15 protein-coding genes are annotated in these 17,565 nt (G+C 34.1%); 7 read left to right on the top strand and 8 right to left on the bottom strand.

The features are described 5' to 3' along the window. Positions 1–49 precede the first annotated feature (49 nt). From nifJ to DW196_RS03635, 5 genes are all read right to left on the bottom strand, one after another. A complete protein-coding gene (nifJ, locus tag DW196_RS03615; RefSeq protein ID WP_187363568.1) occupies positions 50–3,583 on the bottom strand; it encodes a pyruvate:ferredoxin (flavodoxin) oxidoreductase in 3,534 nt (1,177 codons plus the stop codon). 58 nt (positions 3,584–3,641) lie between these two features. Next, positions 3,642–4,088 carry a flavodoxin gene (locus DW196_RS03620; protein WP_071457386.1) on the bottom strand — a complete coding sequence of 149 codons (447 nt, stop codon included), beginning with the start codon at positions 4,086–4,088 and terminating at the stop codon, positions 3,642–3,644. Between the two features lie 187 nt (positions 4,089–4,275). Beyond that, positions 4,276–4,860: a ribosome biogenesis GTP-binding protein YihA/YsxC gene (gene yihA, locus DW196_RS03625; RefSeq protein ID WP_118250150.1), complete on the bottom strand. Its 585-nt coding sequence runs from the start codon at positions 4,858–4,860 to the stop codon at positions 4,276–4,278. 4 nt (positions 4,861–4,864) lie between these two features. After that, complete coding sequence (locus tag DW196_RS03630) at positions 4,865–5,581, bottom strand: HAD family hydrolase (protein WP_071457388.1); 717 nt, start codon at positions 5,579–5,581, stop codon at positions 4,865–4,867. An 80-nt stretch (positions 5,582–5,661) separates the two neighbouring features. Continuing rightward, entirely contained in the window at positions 5,662–7,467 is a 1,806-nt protein-coding gene (locus DW196_RS03635; protein WP_071457389.1) for a glycerophosphoryl diester phosphodiesterase membrane domain-containing protein, read from the bottom strand. A gap of 221 nt (positions 7,468–7,688) precedes the next feature. On the opposite strand from DW196_RS03635, the gene DW196_RS03640 reads away from it, so the two are divergent. Next, a complete protein-coding gene (locus tag DW196_RS03640) occupies positions 7,689–8,381 on the top strand; it encodes a carbonic anhydrase family protein (protein WP_118250152.1) in 693 nt (230 codons plus the stop codon). Positions 8,382–8,499: 118 nt separating this feature from the next. Here the strand turns inward: DW196_RS03640 and DW196_RS03645 are convergent, their stop codons facing one another. Together DW196_RS03645 and zwf are read right to left on the bottom strand one after the other, a co-directional pair. Continuing rightward, entirely contained in the window at positions 8,500–8,781 is a 282-nt protein-coding gene (locus DW196_RS03645) for a transposase (RefSeq protein ID WP_118250154.1), read from the bottom strand. Positions 8,782–9,682: 901 nt separating this feature from the next. Beyond that, complete coding sequence (gene zwf, locus DW196_RS03650) at positions 9,683–11,191, bottom strand: glucose-6-phosphate dehydrogenase (protein ID WP_118250156.1); 1,509 nt, start codon at positions 11,189–11,191, stop codon at positions 9,683–9,685. A gap of 183 nt (positions 11,192–11,374) precedes the next feature. Here zwf and DW196_RS03655 point away from each other — a divergent pair, with 183 nt between their 5' ends. From DW196_RS03655 to DW196_RS03680, 6 genes are all read left to right on the top strand, one after another. After that, a complete protein-coding gene (locus tag DW196_RS03655) occupies positions 11,375–12,118 on the top strand; it encodes an acyl-[acyl-carrier-protein] thioesterase (protein WP_118250158.1) in 744 nt (247 codons plus the stop codon). A 75-nt stretch (positions 12,119–12,193) separates the two neighbouring features. Further along, on the top strand, positions 12,194–13,360 hold the full coding sequence (locus DW196_RS03660) for a betaine/proline/choline family ABC transporter ATP-binding protein (protein ID WP_118250160.1): 1,167 nt from the start codon (positions 12,194–12,196) through the stop codon (positions 13,358–13,360). Next, positions 13,360–13,995, top strand: coding sequence for an ABC transporter permease (locus DW196_RS03665; protein WP_117973152.1), 636 nt, complete (start codon positions 13,360–13,362; stop codon positions 13,993–13,995). Before DW196_RS03660 ends, DW196_RS03665 begins: the two co-directional genes overlap by 1 nt. Then, the gene (locus DW196_RS03670; protein WP_118250162.1) at positions 13,995–14,924 is read left to right on the top strand and encodes an osmoprotectant ABC transporter substrate-binding protein; all 930 of its coding nucleotides are present in this window, start codon (positions 13,995–13,997) and stop codon (positions 14,922–14,924) included. The genes DW196_RS03665 and DW196_RS03670 overlap by 1 nt, the downstream gene beginning before the upstream one ends. After that, a complete protein-coding gene (locus DW196_RS03675) occupies positions 14,924–15,619 on the top strand; it encodes an ABC transporter permease (protein ID WP_118250164.1) in 696 nt (231 codons plus the stop codon). Before DW196_RS03670 ends, DW196_RS03675 begins: the two co-directional genes overlap by 1 nt. Positions 15,620–15,709: 90 nt before the next feature. Further along, complete coding sequence (locus tag DW196_RS03680; RefSeq protein ID WP_071456451.1) at positions 15,710–16,927, top strand: pyridoxal phosphate-dependent aminotransferase; 1,218 nt, start codon at positions 15,710–15,712, stop codon at positions 16,925–16,927. A 57-nt stretch (positions 16,928–16,984) separates the two neighbouring features. Here DW196_RS03680 and DW196_RS11330 read toward each other — a convergent pair whose 3' ends face one another. Further along, positions 16,985–17,158, bottom strand: coding sequence for a hypothetical protein (locus DW196_RS11330; RefSeq protein ID WP_158563506.1), 174 nt, complete (start codon positions 17,156–17,158; stop codon positions 16,985–16,987). Between the last annotated feature and the right edge of the window lie 407 nt (positions 17,159–17,565).

Consider the following 17,565-nt stretch of genomic DNA (forward strand, 5'->3'; position numbering starts at 1 on the left):
GTCTACACATAATATAAATGGATTTCACTTGTTTTGCTATGCTTTTTACTTATTTACCTGACAATTTTTTGTAAGTCTGAGCTTTTTCTATAGCATCATCTGCTGATTTTTCGAGCAATGCTGCCACTTCTGATTCGTCTTCTAGCACATTTTCCAAAGCAGAAAAACGTGTTTGATAGTTAAAGAATTCTGTTAGATTATCAAAATTAGCTTTCTTATAATCTATTTTCAACGGTTCTTTACCTTTATCTATTAATTCAGGATTATAACGGTACAATGGCCAGTAACCTGATTCAACCGCTCGTTTGGTTACTTCAACGGCGTGACTCATTCCACCTTGAATACCATGATTAATACATGGAACATAACCTATAATAAGAGACGGGCCTGGATAACTTTCGGCTTCTGCTATTGCTTTGATTGCTTGTGTTGGATTAGCATTTATCGCAACTTGCGCCACATATACTCCACCATATGTCATCGCAATTAAACCCAAATCTTTTTTCGGTGTTCTCTTACCTTCAGATGAGAATTTTGCAATAGCTGCAGTTGGCGTTGCTTTTGATGTTTGTCCACCAGTATTTGAGTAGACTTCATTATCCATGATAAAGATATTCACATCTTCTCCACTAGCTAAACAGTGATCAATACCACCAAAGCCAATATCATATGCCCAACCATCCCCACCAATAATCCATTGGCTAGGTTTGACAAACAAATCTTTTTTACGATAGATGTCTTCGAGTAATTCGACACCATCCATCTCTTCTAACAAAGCTGCTTCAAGTTTTGTTGACCGTTGTCTTGACCCATTTCCTTCGTCCTTATGTTCAATCCAATCAGCCATCAACTCTCTTAATGAGTCCGTTCCAACTTGTTGTTCAATCGCTTCTTCTAGTAAATGTTGGACACTATCTCGTTGTGTTTTGTTAGCAAGATACATCCCCAAACCAAACTCAGCATTGTCTTCAAATAAAGAGTTACTCCACGCTGGACCTTGTCCATCTGCATTGGTTGTATAAGGGGTTGCTGGTGCTGATGCGCCCCAAATAGATGAACAACCTGTCGCATTTGCCATCAACATACGATCACCATAAAGTTGCGTTAATAACTTGATATAAGTTGTTTCACCACAACCAGAACACGCACCTGAAAATTCCATTAAAGGTTGCTCAAATTGAGACCCTTTTATTGATTCTTTTTTCTTCACAGGATTTGCTTTTTGTTTTAGCGTCATAGCAAATGCCCAATTGATTGCTTCTTCTTTTTGCTCATCATAAGGTTTCATGACTAACGCTTTTTCTTTTGCTGGACACACATCCACACACAATCCACAACCCGTACAATCTTCCAATGACACTTGAATACGATATTTCAAGCCATCTGCGCCTTTCATTTCACGCACGATAAACCCTTCAGGTGCCTCTTCCATTTCGGCATCGTCCGCTAAAAATGGGCGAATTGCGGCATGTGGACAGATAAACGCACACTCATTACACATCGTACATGCTTCAGGTATCCATTCTGGAACTTCTAACGCAATGCCACGTTTTTCAAAAGCGGCTGTGCCCATTGGTATACTACCATCTGTCATATTATTATCAATAAGTGTTTTAACACTCAATGAATCACCTTGTTGTGCATTAACAGGTTCTAATATTTCTCTGACATATTTTGGTTTTGTCATATCAACTATTGCTTTGTCTATTTCAATATCTAACCAATCACTAGGTATGTCTACTTTCACCAAATCTGAGAGTGTCAAATCTATGGCTGCATGGTTTTTATCCACAATTGCTTGCGATTTTTTACCATAACTTGCTACGACTTCTTCTTTTAAATATTTAATGTATTCATTTTTTGGCATCAGTTGATTCAACTCAAAAAAGGCTGTCGACATGACTTGATTAATACGTCGACCCAAACCAACTTCTTGTGCTATAGACATTGCATCAATGATATAAAAGTTTGCTTCTTTTTCAGCTAATTCTTTTTTCAAACGTTTTGGTAACAAGCGTAACACTCGCTCTTTATCCCACGTTGTATTTAAAAGGAATGTCCCACCTTTTTTAAGCCCACGCAACAAATCGTATTGGTGAATGTATGAGCCATTATGACAGCCAATAAAATCTGCTGTTTCAATTAAATAAGGGGAATTGATTGGTTCTTTTCCAAAACGTAAATAAGAGGTCGTTAACCCACCAGATTTTTTTGAATCATAAGAAAAATACCCTTGCGCATACAAGTCAGTGTGATTTCCAATGATTTTAATGGCTTGTTTATTAGCACCAACCGTCCCATCAGATCCAAATCCCCAAAATTTTGCTTGGTAAGTATCTTTTGGTGTTAAATCAAGCAATGGTCCCACTGGTAATGACAAATGTGTGACATCATCATTGATACCAACAGTAAAACGATACAATAATTTATCCACCGGTCCACTTAAATGATCAAAAATCGCTTTAATTTGGTTAGGTGGCACATCTTTAGAACCTAATCCATATCGTCCACCAATGACGATTGGACGATTTTTATGACGATACATCGCACTTTGAACATCAAGTAATAATGGCTCACCGTCTGCTCCAGGTTCTTTAGTTCTATCTAAAACAGCAATTCGTTCGACTGTATCTGGAATATTTTGTAAAATATTTTCAGTTGGAAACGGACGATACAAATGAATATTTAAATGCCCTACTTTTCGACCTTGATTATTTAGATAATCAACTGTTTGTCTAACAGTTTGTGCAACTGACCCCATTGAAATAATGATTTCTGTTGCTTCTTCATCACCATAGTAGGTGCTTAAATCATAATTGGTGCCACGAATCGCATTAATGTCATTCATATATTTTTGAACAATGTCTGGCACTCGGTCATAATATTGATTGATTGTTTCTCTTTGCTGAAAATGAATATCTGGGTTTTGAGCAGAACCTGAAACACTTGGGTGATTTGGGTTCATCGCACGTTTTCTAAAAGCTGTTAATGCTTCTTGATTCACTAATTCACCTAACGTGTCATAAGGAATCACATCTATTTTTTGAATTTCATGACTTGTTCTAAATCCATCAAAGAAATTCATAAATGGTAAACTGGCTTCAAGTGAAGCTAAGTGAGCTACTGCAGATAAATCCATCACTTCTTGAACAGAGCTCTCAGCTAACATACAGAAACCGGTTTGTCTTGCGGCCATCACATCTCCATGATCACCAAAAATACTTAATGCATTTGTTGTAACTGCTCGAGATGCCACATGAAACACCGTCGGCAACAACTCTCCAGCTATTTTATACATATTAGGTATCATGAGTAAAAGCCCTTGTGAAGCTGTATAGGTAGACGTTAATGTCCCTGCTTTTAAAGACCCATGCACCGCACCTGCTGCTCCAGCTTCTGATTGCATGTTTACTACTTTAACTGGTTCACCAAAAATATTTTTACGATGTTTCACTGACCAATTTTCTACCACTTCTGCCATTGTAGAACTTGGTGTTATCGGATAAACTGCCACTAATTCAGTAAATGCATAAGATACGTAAGCCGCAGCTGTGTTGCCATCCATGGTAATTTTTTCTGTCATTGTCGTTACATCCTTTTCTATGCTAAAAATAAAAGCAAGGTGTGACCCTTGCTCCTGACTACTCCACTTTACTAACTAATTGGTCAACAAATGCTTGAAGACGTTCTGTATCTTCTCCGTCTGCTTCATTTTCAATCTCAACCATCTCAGCACCTTCTGTTGCACCAGTCTTTTTAAATTGTTCCACAAAATCTCGTGCTGACTGGCAGAAATATTCACCATACTCAGTGTCTCCAGAGCCAACAACACCAAATAATTTATCTTCTAAGTCTTCATCTTCTAAGTCCTCAAAGAAATCTTCCATCTCAAATGGTAATTCCCCATCACCATATGTATAAGTTGCGACGATACAAATATCTGCATCCTCAAAAAAGTCTGGATCAACATCGGTACATTCTTCACGTTCAACTTCAAGTCCAGCATCGATGAATTGATCTTCTATAATTTCAGAAATTCCTTCTGTATTTCCAGTCATGCTTGCATAAACGATTTTTACTAACGCCATGTTATCTCCCTCACTTATTATTTATCTTTATAATTTCACAAATCTAACCCCTTAAATTCTAACACAAATACACTATTTTATGAATATTCTAAACTCAAAATTAACCATTTTATCTTAAAGTATGTTACTTTTTTCATAAAAAAGATGAGACATGTTTGCACACACCTCATCGTTGTATTAAGTAGTCTTAACCCATATAACTTTCAATGGCTTTCCACGCTTTATCTTTTCCTTCTTTTGTTTCAGAAGAGAAAATAATAAAGTCATCTGATGGGTCAAAATCAAGTTTTTTCTTAATCATTGACTCATGCTTATTCCATTTACCTCTTGGAATTTTATCACATTTTGTTGCCACTACAATGACCGGAATATTGTAGTATTTTAAGAATTCATACATTTGAACATCTTCAGCTGATGGTGCATGACGCATATCAATGAGTGACACAACTGCTCTCAACTGTTCTCTTTCAGTTAAATATGTTTCAATCATTTGTCCCCATTTAGCTCGTTCAGTTTTTGAAACTTTTGCATAACCATAACCTGGGACATCAACAAAATGTAAACAATCTTCAATAATATAAAAATTAAGTGTTTGCGTTTTTCCTGGTTTACCAGATGTTCTTGCTAAATTTTTACGATTAACTAATGTGTTGATAAATGATGATTTACCTACATTAGATCGACCTGCTAGGGCAATTTCTGGTAAGTTTGTTTTCGGGTACTGCTCTGGTTGAACAGCACTAATAACGATATCTGCATGATTTACATTCATGTGTTTACTCCTCTTGTAATAAATCTAACACGTTTACTGCGAGTTCTTTATAAGACGTCACTTCAACGTCTGGTTTCACCATCTCTTGTGTTAGTTTTTTATTGTATTTATTTAACCAAATGACTTGCCATCCAGCATTTTTTGCACCAATCACATCATTGTCATAAGAATCCCCAATATATAAAAACTCAGTTGATTCAGGATAGCTGTTCGCCACAACTTGAAAGGCTTTTGCATCTGGCTTACTGTATCCAATACTTTCTGAAATATGATGAGTGTTACTGTCAATCCATGTCGATACATTTAATTGATCTAGTTTTAGTTGTTGATGATTAGTCGGTCCATTAGTCAAGATTCCTGTTAAAATTTGGCGTTCTTTTAGAATCAATAATAAGTCAACCATCTCTGGATGCACAGTGATTCGATTTTGTTCATAGAAATACCTATCTTGGAATAGTTGGCATTTTCTATCTGTTGCCTCAACACCTAAATCTTTTAAGGCTTTTTGAATACGATACACTCGCATGTCTTCTAATGATAATTCTCCAGAAACAGTAGCTGGAAACATCTCATCACTATGATGACGAAACAACAAATACAAAGTTGATAAGTCCATATCCTTTATCCAGGGTTTATCTTGAAAGCTATGTGTCATGGCCAACTCAAATGGCACAAATTGGTCATATAATGTATCGTCCACATCAAACACAACGACAGTCATTCTCTTCATCTCCCATCAGCTCTCTTTTCATTATATAAAAAAAATGGCTATTACGCCATTTTTTATTAAAAACTAATGAATTACCCCATACCAATTAAGAAGTATAATAGTTTATCTGCATAAGTCGTTGCTTTTATATCTCGTGATAACACACTATTTAACAACGTCATATTATCTGTAATCACGCCATCCACTCCATAAAAAATCATGCGATTCATGGTGTCTGTATCATTTAGCGTCCAAACATAAACCTTCTTGTCTTGGTTGTGCATCGTTTGAACGAGGTTTTTTGTGAGTGTCGTGTATTCTACCGAGTAGAAATCCATATCTCCTTCAGGTGTCCCTGCAAGAGTAAAAGGCATGATATAGCCTACATATAAATCTGGTTTTTTCTCTTTTAGTTCTTTCACTACATCAAATGACAGTGACTGAATTTCATGGCCTTCTTCTTTAATGATTGAATAGTACTTTTGGATAAATCGATCAATCATATCTGGACTATCTTGTTTCGTTGCCTTAATTTCAATTAATAGCTTTTGATCGAGTTCTTGCGCTCGTTTTAAATAGTCATCAAACGATACCAGTTTCGCTTCTTTTCCATGTTCTTTAGCCGTCATTTCCTGAAGTTCTTTTAACGTAAACTCATTTGGACGTCCTTTTTGTTGGATTAAATGATTGAGTTTAAAATCATGCATGACAATAAACTCTTTGTCTTTAGTCTCTTGTACATCCATTTCGATAAAATTAGGACGTGTGTCTTTACTCGTCATTTCAAGAGCTTCGATAGAATTTTGAACATGATTGCCATTATCTACACCACGATGTGAAATAGTTAGTGGACGATGAATACTTGGCTGTGTTAAAAACAAATAATTATAGGATAAAACACTGATCACTAGCCACACTCCACCCAAAGTCAACATCGCTTTTTGTGGCCAACTAATTTTTCTATAAGTTGTTTGATTAACTGATGAGAAAATTTCTTTGATATCAGGTAAATAGCCTAGTTTATCCATATTAGAAATCGTAATAAAGAAAATCCCAATCGTTGTTAAAACAAGATTAACTACCCAATTAAACTGCAACAAGGTCAATAAGACAATTGCGACATAGAAACTCTGATGTTGGTAATATGTATCGGCTAACTCTTGTATACCAATCACTAAACCATTTACAATTAATGCTATCACTGCAATAGTTCCTATTACAAAAACAAACTGCAATACAATTGATTTGAAATGTTTTTTAGTTTGTTGCCAACTTATTTTACTTGCTTCTTTAAAAGTGTAATCTTTTAAAATCATCAAAGGCAATGTAAACATCAAACGAATCGCGACCACAATTAAACTGACATATACTAATATAAACAGAACGACGAAAATGACACGATTTTCAAAGATAAAATCAACGATAAAAACTGGGATCTTAAACTTTGATAACAAATCTGAATGAAACCTAATAGCCCCCAATGGACTTAATAGAATAAAGTAGCATAAGAAGAATAAAAAATTATTTACTTTTAATTTTTTCATCTGTACAATTGTTTCTCTCGCCAATTGACGTAGCGAAATTGCGACTTTATTTTTTATAAAATACATCGTCAACAATAAAAAGGTGTACTCAAAATAAATGGTAGACACTAGTAAAAACAACATCATAATAAGTAAACATAGAACAATTGGATGATGAAACACAATTAAACCAACTGTATCATAAGACAGATAGGGAATATCTCCCATTCTTAATATAAAACGAGTTAAAGTGACCATCAAAGGTGTTATGATAAATAATATGATGACGTTGGCTAATATAACACTTTTAGACGAACGTACCCCATCTTTAATGAATTCAAGTGATTTTTTTATACTATTTTTTATTTTGTACATTATACCACCTCACTCTTAGTATTATATATTATGATATGTCATAAATGCGTGTCAATAGTTTATTTATTCTGTGACCTTTTTGTTATATCTATCTCTGTTCGCAAAACTTATAATAAATAAAAAATATTCTTTACAAAGCAATATTTCAAGGTGTCTGACTTGTCTAATGCTATCTTTTTTGGATAAAATTTCATTAATAATTTATTTGAAGGAGTTTTTTGATGAAACATTTTGAAGCGCCGATACTTGATTGGAATTATGCAACGCAACATGACTGGTGTTGTGAACATTCTTTATCACAATCTCCCATTGATATAGAGACTGATACACTTGAAACAATGATGGATACTGGAAAAATCCAGCTGACTTATTCTCGAACTGTTGATGCTATTTTTGATACTGGATCAGCCATTCAAGGGATTGCAACTGGAACAGCTAATATCAATAATCGTTTTTTCAATTTACAACAATTTCATTTTCACACTCACAGTGAGCATAAAGTTGATGGAAAAACGTGTGATGCGGAACTTCATTTTGTTCATGAAGCTCAAAATGGTCGACTAGCAGTTTTAGGTGTATTTTTAGTTGAAGGTCGTCATAACGAGACATTGCAAAATCTACTTGATGCTATTAATACAAATCAATCGATTCACAATGTGTATCTATATGATTTACTACCAAGAATTTCTGATTACTATCACTATCTTGGTTCTTTAACAACCCCACCACTAACAGAAAATGTAGAATGGTACGTATTTAAAGAAACGGTTGAAATATCACATAAACAACTTCAAATACTAAGAAACTATCATGCAAACAATTGTCGTCATACTCAACCTCTTAATGGACGAAAAGTTTTATTTAAATCATTCAATAATAAGAAGCTGACGCAAAAGTGTCTTAAAAAAGAATAAACGGAACAAAATTACTTGGCTCTATGTCGAATCGTGTTGATGGACAATAATGTTGATAAAAAAGGCTCAAAAATGAAATAGAATTAATTGGAGTGAGGGAAGAAATTCTCTCGCTTTTTTATTTAACCTGAAAAACTTGATCTTGAATCAAAAAGATACGTCGTTTGAATAATAGAAAATTTCGATAGCCATAGGCCGTACGTTTAATCACTTTAATTTTATTGTTTATACCTTCTAATAAACCATTTGAATAGGAGTACTTAAAGGCATTCATGACTCCTTGGGAGAACTTACCAAATATCTTGAATTTATCTCTAAAATACTTTGGTAATTCAACAGATATCTTTGAACATAACTCTAAAAATAAGACATAATCGTTGGTTCTATAAGAATACTTCAATTCTTGAATAAAAGGTATTTTGTTTCTGATATTTCTGTGTTCAAGTTTTAAAATCTCTGAATTGTTTAAGGTATTTTCGTGATTTAATTTGTTTATTTCCTAACGCTTTTTATTGCTCTACATTATTTATTTTATCAGTGAGGTTGTTAACTTCATATTCTAGAGAGTTTGTTATCTCTATTAGATTTTCAAGATACAATGATTCGTCTTCATTCTGAATAGCAGGGATAATTTAGTCCTTAATAAATTGATAATAAAGTTCATTTGACTTATTTGTTAGGCAAGCTTAATAGTTATTAATACTTTTTATTATACAAAAGTATATTTATTAGTATTAGCTTCTATTTTTGTACCATCTATAAAAATAGCATTCCCATCAATTAATTTTTGGCTAACCAATTGGTGATAAAATTGAATAAAACATGCTTCAATAAATCTTGGACATAAGGATTAACTCTAGTTCTAAAATTTGGTATTTGAGATTGTGTTAACCAACGAGCACGAATACTATCTTTAGCTATCTACTCAATTTGTCTATCTGGAAAAATAGATAACCGCATAGAATTAATTTTAACATCATTCTTGGGTGATAGGATTAAGTCTCCCTATGATGATGAAAAGGCTCAAAGGATTCCTCTATAATACTCTATAATACTCTCTACTAACTCATTAATGATAAAAACAATATCATTTTTTTCTAAATAAATTTCTAACATTCAGTGATAATGTGATTTGGTTCATATTATAGCCTTTATACATAAATAGCACTCCTTTTTAGATGGTTGGACACCTTAATTATAAAGGAAAGTGCTATTTTTTCGTCAAAAAACGGAACAAAATCAAAAATAATTTTGTTCCGTTTAATCTTTTTTTAGACACTTTTGGGTCAGTCTCTTTTGTATTATAATAATTCTTTTTCTCGATACCATTGATCAGGTTCCCAAACCCAACTACGGCCATCTTTTTCTAGTAAATCGAACGATTCTTTTGGTCCCATAGTTCGAGCTGAATAAGTTGGAATAGCACCTGTTTCTTTATCCCAAGTTTGTCTTATAATATCAATAATTTTCCATGACGCAGCTACTTCGTCCCAATGAGTGAAGTTAGTTGCGTCTCCTTTAAGACAATCAAGCAGGAGTTTTTCATAGGCCTCAGGGCTATTCTCAAGTGTTTCACTTGAATGGCGATAGTTTAATTTAACAGGATCTACTGCAAAACCAGGACCAACTTCTTTTCCGTTAAGAGTTAAAGAAAATCCTTCTGTTGGTTGGATATAGATAGTTAAAATATTTTCAGGTAATTCTTCAGATTGTGTTGATTCACGAAAAACGTTGATAGGTGTTGGTTTAAACACAATATTTATACGTGTCCCTTTTTCAGTTAGACGTTTACCTGTACGAATATAGAAAGGAACTCCTGACCATCTAAATGTGTCAATCATAAATTTACCAGCTACAAACGTTTCGGTTGAAGAAGTAGGGTCAACATCTTTTTCATCATGGTATCCAACAAAATTATTATTTCCAAGATGTCCACTTGAGTATTGTCCTCGAACAAAGTTTTCTTTGACTTCTTCTTCGTTGTAGATGCGAATTGATTCAAGGGCATTAATTTTTTCTGTACGAATAGCGCGATCAGAAAAGATAGTTGGTGGTTCCATAGCAAGTAGAGCAACCACCTGAAGAATGTGATTTTGTACCATATCTTTTAATGCCCCACTCTTATCATAATATCCACCACGTTCTTCTACCCCTAAAGATTCGGCTAATGTGATTTGCACATTGTCGATATAATGATGATTCCATAACGATTCAAAAATGTTGTTTCCAAAACGAATAGCAGAAATATTTTGTACCATTTCTTTTCCTAAGTAGTGATCAATACGGAAAATTTGGTCTTCAGTAAACGCAGCAGAAATCGAATCATTTAACTCTTTTGCAGTTTTGTAGTCCGTTCCAAATGGTTTTTCGATGATAAGGCGATTGAATCCATCGTCACTTAAAATATGTTCTGATTTGATGTGTTGTGCGATTGTTCCAAAGAAACTTGGTGCCATCGCCAAGTAAAAAATACGATTGCCCTCTAGTTGATACTCCTCATTCAATTCACTCGCTAATTTTTCAAGGGTGACATATTCTTCTGTATTAGTAACATTATGAGCTTGGTAATAAAAATGAGACGTAAAAGAACCTATTTCTTTTGGTGTTGGGTTTAATTCTTCGATACTTTCAGTGACAACTTCTCTAAAATGGTCATTTGTCCATTCGCGTCTAGCTGTTCCAATCACCGCAAAGTGTTTGCCGATTGCTCCTTTACGGAATAAACGAAAAAGAGATGGGTATAATTTTCGTTTGGCTAAATCTCCAGTTCCCCCAAAGATGATAAATAAAGCTTTGTTTTCTTGAGTCATCTTATTTCCTACTTTCCTTACGAAATATCTGAATAATCTTATTATTGGTCTTATTTTACTTGTAAAAGAGATACAAATCAATAAATGAAAGTTTTATGAGATTTTTTTTCACGTAATCATCACGAGAAAGTAATCCTTATTTCTATGATATAATTAATTAAAAATATATGAGAGGTTGAGAATATGGCAAAAAAATTTACTGAAAAGTACACAATTCCATATTACGATTGTGACTCTGAGGGTATGTTAAAAGTTCCTATGTTGATTAAGATGATGATAAGAACATCTAGTAATCAAAGTAACTCTTTAGGCGTTAATGACAGGTTATTAAAGCAATTTAACGTTAATTGGATCATTACGCAACATGATTTACAAATAACTGATCTTCCTAAAGTAAATGATGACATATATATTACAACACAGGCAGAGAGTTACAATAAATATTTCTGTTACCGTCGTTTTTGGTTACATGATAGTAATAATAACGAATTAGCTTCTATGGAGTCAACATTTGCATTGATGGATATATCTACTAGAAAAGTTCATGCAGTACCAGATGAGATAATTGCCCCCTTTGACTCTGAAAAAATTAAGCGAATCAAAAGGGGAGAAAACATTCCAAAGCTTCATGAAGATAATATCAATCGTTCATTTGATGCAAGTTTTTGGGATATAGATGACAATCATCATGTTAATAATGCTACTTATCCAGCTTGGATGATGGATAGCTTATCCTATGATTTTTTAATAAATCATCAACCAACTCGCGTGATGATTAAATTTAATAAAGAGATTCGTTATGGAGAATCCGTTCAGAGTATAGTAGAAAAAACGGATGAATTAAAAACTATTCATCAAATTAAATCAGGGGATATTCTGTGTGCTGAGGGATTGATACAGTGGGGAAAAAGACTAATAAATAGTTAGGTATACTATCATTTGCATATTAAGTTAAAATCATGCACACTTAAATTATAAAAATAAAAAGGGAGTTGCGAAATTTTGATTGAATTTCAAAATGTGTCGAAAATATATAAAGGAAATAAAAAAGCAGTATCTGATATGAACTTATCATTTGGAGATGGGGAGTTTATTTGTTTTATTGGAACAAGTGGTAGTGGTAAGACAACTGCAATGCGTATGATAAATCGTATGATAGAACCCACATCAGGCAAAATATTAATTGATGGCAAAGACATCATGACAGAAAATCCTGTTGATTTACGTCGTAGTATTGGTTACGTCATTCAAAATATTGGTCTGCTACCCCATATGACAATTAGAGATAATATTACACTAGTCCCTAAGTTATTGAAATGGCCTGAAGAAGAATGCAATGAAATAGCAGAAAGATTGATTAAGTTAGTTGAGCTGCCTAAAGAAATGCTTGATCGCTATCCAAATGAATTATCTGGTGGACAACAACAACGTATCGGTGTGATTCGTGCGTTGGCTGCTGATCAAAATATTATTTTGATGGATGAGCCTTTTGGAGCATTAGATCCTATTACTCGCGATTCATTACAAGATTTTGTTAAAGAATTGCAAGAAAAAATGGGGAAAACGATTGTATTTGTTACACATGATATGGATGAAGCTCTAAAATTAGCAACGAAAATTGTAGTCATGAGTCATGGAAAAGTGGTTCAATGTGACACACCTGAAAATATTTTACGTAATCCAGCGAATGATTTTGTCCGCGAATTAATCGGGAAAGAGCGTTTGATGCATAGTCAGCAAGACTTTATTACAGTAGGTGAAGTCATGATGAAACGTGCTATTTCGATTACACCAGAAAAATCATTGTCTCAAGCGATTCGTTTGATGCGTGAAAAACGAGTGGATACGTTACTTGTTGTCGATGGCAATAATGTCTTAAAAGGCTTTATTGATGTTGAGTCTATTAATGATAAGCGTGGATACTCAACAAGTGTTGGGGATATTATGGAGCTTGATGTATTCTATATTAAACAAACAGCCCTTTTAAGAGATGCCATTCAACGTATCTTAAAACGTGGTTTGAAATATGTGCCAGTAGTTGATGACAATAAAAAACTAGTCGGAATTTTAACTCGTTCATCTCTTGTAGACATGGTTTATGATACGATTTGGGGAGAAGAGGATTCATCATCTGAAGATGAAACACCAGTAGAGAAGGAGGAAGTATAATGAATACCTTCTTATTGGAAAATGGAAATGAATTAGTTGTCAAAACATTTGAACATATATATATTTCAGTCATCGCTTTACTACTTGGTGTGATTGTAGCGGTACCTTTAGGCATTGCATTGACTCGCACAAATAAATTAGCAAACATTATCATTGGACTTGCTAGTGTATTACAAACTATTCCTTCGTTAGCTTTATTAACAATGTTTATACCTTTTTTTGGGGTCGGGAAAATGACCGCAGTTGTCGCGTTGTTCATCTATTCGCTTCTACCTATTTTAAGAAATACATATTTGGGTATTAAAGGAGTAGATCCTAATATGGTAGATGCAGCTAAAGGAATGGGGATGACCGACTATGAACAAATTCGTTTGGTAGAAGTTCCACTTGCCTTGCCTACAATTATGCGTGGTATTCGTTTAGGAACGGTTTACGTTATTGCTTGGGCAACTTTAGCCTCGTATATTGGTGGTGGTGGTTTAGGTGATTTAATTTTTAGTGGATTGAACTTATACAAACCAGAATTAATTATTGGAGGAACTATTCCAGTGGTGCTACTAGCTTTAATAAGTGATTTTTTGTTAGGACTATTAGAAAAAAGACTATCTCCCAAAATGAAGGAGGCTAATAGTTAATGAGAACAAAACAAAACAAATTATTATTCATTTTAATGATAGGGCTTCTCTTTTTAACAGGTTGCGAATTACCTGGATTAGGTGGTGGAAAAGGAGATACTCAAACCATTCGTGTCGGATCTTTGGCCACAACGGAAAATCAGATATTAGCCAATTTGGTTAAAGGGATGATTGAACATTATACAGATGATAAAGTCGTTCTTATCAATAATTTGGGAACAAGTACAGTAGCACACAATGCAATGGTTAATGGAGATATTGATATTTCTGCTGGTCGTTATACAGGGACGGATTTAAGTGGGACACTAAATTTACCTGCTGAAAAAGATCCAGAAAAAGCGTTTGATATTGTTTCAGAAGAATTTAACAAGCGATATCATCAAACATGGTTACCTTCTTATGGATTCGCTAATACTTATGCTTTTATGGTATCAAAGGAAACAGCTGAAAAATATAATTTGAAAAAAATTAGTGATTTGAAAAATGTTGCAAATCAACTAACAGCTGGTGTTGATACATCTTGGATGAAACGTGATGGAGACGGTTATCAAGCATTCTCAGACACCTATGACGTCGATTTTAAAAAGGTTTATCCTATGCAAATAGGACTTGTATATGATGCGGTTGCTGCTGGAAAAATGGATGTTGTTTTAGGGTATTCAACAGATGGACGTATTGCAAGTTATGATTTAGTTGTGTTAGAAGATGATTTGAGATTTTTCCCACCTTATGATGGTAGTATTGTGATTGATAATGATGTGATGAATAAAAATCAAAAATTAAAAGAAGCATTACTTAAATTGTCTGGGAAAATAGATACAAAAACCATGCAGCAACTTAATTACGAAGCAGATAATAATCTATTAGAACCTGAAACAGTCGCAAAAAAATTCTTACGAGAAAATAACTTTTTTGAGGGGGGAAAATAATGCAAGATATGAATATAGTGCAACAGTTCTTTTATTATTTACAAAACAATAGTGGTTATGTCCTCTCTCAATTTGTTAGACATTTTCTTATTTCAATCTACGGGGTCTTTTTTGCAGCTATTGTTGGGATTCCTATTGGGATTTTTATTGCTAAAAAACGTCGATTAGCTGATTGGGTAATTGGTGCGGCAAATGTCATCCAAACAGTGCCGTCACTAGCCATGGTGTCATTGTTAATGTTGGCATTTGGTTTAGGGGTGAATACGGTTATTATCACGGTGTTCTTATACTCCTTATTACCGATTATTTCAAACACTTATACCGGTATGACACAAGTAGACAAAGACATACTTGATGCAGGAAAAGGTATGGGGATGACGCCATTCCAAAGGTTATGGATGATTGAATTGCCATTATCTATTTCTGTTTTAATGGCAGGAATTAGAAATGCTCTTGTCGTAGCAATAGGTATTACCGCGATTGGATCATTTGTTGGAGCTGGTGGTTTAGGAGATATTATTATTAGAGGAACCAACGCGACAGATGGAACGGCTATTATTTTAGTTGGGGCGTTACCGACCGCTTTAATGGCGATAGTAACTGACTGGGTATTAGGATTGGTGGAAAAACGACTAGATCCAGCAGGAAAACTGGTTGGGGCGTCAACGGCAGTAGACGGTAAAGACACACCATAAATAATTTAAAGAAAAATTAACTTGCTTTTCATTGTTTCTAGGTGTAATTTAGAAAAAATGAAGGCAAGTTTTTTATTAGGGGGAAAACCGATGAGACAATTTAAAAAATCATCCAAATTAGATTATGTTAGCTATGATGTAAGAGGTCCGGTATTAGAAGAAGCAGATAGAATGACTGCTAAAGGAATTGATGTATTAAAATTAAATACTGGAAATCCTGCTGCGTTTGGTTTTAAAGCTCCTGATGAAATTATTCATGATTTAATAACGAATGCTAGAGAATCTGAAGGTTATTCAGATTCAAAAGGAATTTTTTCGGCACGAAAAGCGATTCAACAATATTGCCAACTAAAAAAAATACCTAATGTTACGATTAACGATATTTATACTGGAAATGGTGTCAGTGAATTAATTACACTCTCAATGCAAGCGTTGATTGATAATAACGATGAGGTTCTTGTGCCAATGCCAGATTATCCATTATGGACCGCAGCTATTACATTAGCTGGTGGTCGTGCAGTACATTATGTGTGTGATGAGGAGGCGGATTGGTATCCTGATATTGATGATATTAAAGGTAAAATCACATCAAAAACTAAAGGGATTGTGTTGATTAACCCTAATAATCCAACAGGTGCTTTATATTCAAAAGAGTTATTATTGGAAATTGTGAAGATTGCAAGAGAGCATGAACTAATTATATATTCAGATGAAATTTACGATCGATTAGTAATGGATGGTTTGGAACATGTATCCATTGCTAGTTTAGCTCCGGATCTATGTGTGGTGACATTCAACGGGTTATCTAAATCTCATCGAGTTGCTGGATTTCGTTGTGGTTGGATGGTCATTAGTGGTGAGAAAAAACATGTTCAAGGATATATAGAAGGAATCAATATGTTGGCTTCTATGCGACTTTGCTCAAATGTTTTATCACAACAAATTATCCAAACTGCACTTGGCGGTCATCAAAGTGTGGATGAATTATTATTACCGGGTGGAAGAATCTATGAGCAACGTGAATATATTACAGATGCACTAAATGCCATTCCAGGTGTGAGCGTGAAAAAACCACAAGCTGCTTTTTATATTTTCCCTAAACTAGATATTGAGCGATTTAATATAAAAGATGATGAAAAATTTGTTTTAGACTTTTTACATGATCATCAAATTTTATTAGTCCATGGAAAAGGATTCAATATGTCTACTCCAGACCATTTTAGGATCGTGTACTTACCAGAGATGGAAGAATTAAAAAAAGCGACAAAAAGTTTAGAGACTTTCTTATCAACTTATAAACAAAAATAAAAGAGACTGGCCAATAAGTCTCTAAGATAAAAAAATAGGACGCCTGTCACAATTCTTTTATTGTTTATAGTAATCTAGTGCAGATAGGCCCTCATCAAAAGCTTTGTAAACAGCATACGTAGCCTGTTTTGCTCGTTTCACTTGTTTCGCAACGGATGTTTCTTTTTTATTTTGATGGTAATAAGATGCTATCAAAACTAGCTCGTCTGTAGTCAGATGTATATAGGTCATTTGTGATTACTCTCCTTGTTTTCTTTGGTTGGAAAGACAATTTGAGTGTATCACAAATGTTTTTTTTAGTTGTCTAGCTTAATTTACAATCGATGTTATTTAAAAATATGTCGTCTATCTAGTAAAATTGGCTCTATTATTTCTACTGTTGGTAACGAAAGTTACCAGCAGTTTTTAGTACACAAAAACATGTGTTATCCGTTAGAATGAAATTGTGAAACAACAATCTAAGGAGGATACCACATGTCATACTCACAGACTATCAAAGATATCTTAAATATACTAGACCTAAATATTATTTTTAATGAAAATTATTTGTCTACTAGGAAAATAAAGGGAGTTTTCTCTAGAGTATTGAAGGTTTTTTAGATGAAACACCAGAATGTTGTCCTCATTGCGAAGAAAAG

This window comes from Vagococcus sp. AM17-17, assembly GCF_003471765.1.
Lineage (GTDB): Bacteria > Bacillota > Bacilli > Lactobacillales > Vagococcaceae > Vagococcus > Vagococcus teuberi.

Bases quoted from the DNA above. Each gene is read 5' to 3' on its own strand.
- DW196_RS03680 (WP_071456451.1), top strand. From the start codon at position 15,710: ATGAGACAATTTAAAAAATCATCCAAATTAGATTATGTTAGCTATGAT.
- zwf (WP_118250156.1), bottom strand. From the start codon at position 11,191: ATGACTCAAGAAAACAAAGCTTTATTTATCATCTTTGGGGGAACTGGA.
- DW196_RS03635 (WP_071457389.1), bottom strand. From the start codon at position 7,467: ATGTACAAAATAAAAAATAGTATAAAAAAATCACTTGAATTCATTAAA.
- yihA (WP_118250150.1), bottom strand. From the start codon at position 4,860: ATGAATGTAAATCATGCAGATATCGTTATTAGTGCTGTTCAACCAGAG.
- DW196_RS03665 (WP_117973152.1), top strand. From the start codon at position 13,360: ATGAATACCTTCTTATTGGAAAATGGAAATGAATTAGTTGTCAAAACA.
- DW196_RS11330 (WP_158563506.1), bottom strand. From the start codon at position 17,158: ATGACCTATATACATCTGACTACAGACGAGCTAGTTTTGATAGCATCT.
- DW196_RS03655 (WP_118250158.1), top strand. From the start codon at position 11,375: ATGGCAAAAAAATTTACTGAAAAGTACACAATTCCATATTACGATTGT.
- DW196_RS03675 (WP_118250164.1), top strand. From the start codon at position 14,924: ATGCAAGATATGAATATAGTGCAACAGTTCTTTTATTATTTACAAAAC.
- DW196_RS03640 (WP_118250152.1), top strand. From the start codon at position 7,689: ATGAAACATTTTGAAGCGCCGATACTTGATTGGAATTATGCAACGCAA.
- DW196_RS03620 (WP_071457386.1), bottom strand. From the start codon at position 4,088: ATGGCGTTAGTAAAAATCGTTTATGCAAGCATGACTGGAAATACAGAA.
- DW196_RS03630 (WP_071457388.1), bottom strand. From the start codon at position 5,581: ATGACTGTCGTTGTGTTTGATGTGGACGATACATTATATGACCAATTT.
- nifJ (WP_187363568.1), bottom strand. From the start codon at position 3,583: ATGACAGAAAAAATTACCATGGATGGCAACACAGCTGCGGCTTACGTA.
- DW196_RS03670 (WP_118250162.1), top strand. From the start codon at position 13,995: ATGAGAACAAAACAAAACAAATTATTATTCATTTTAATGATAGGGCTT.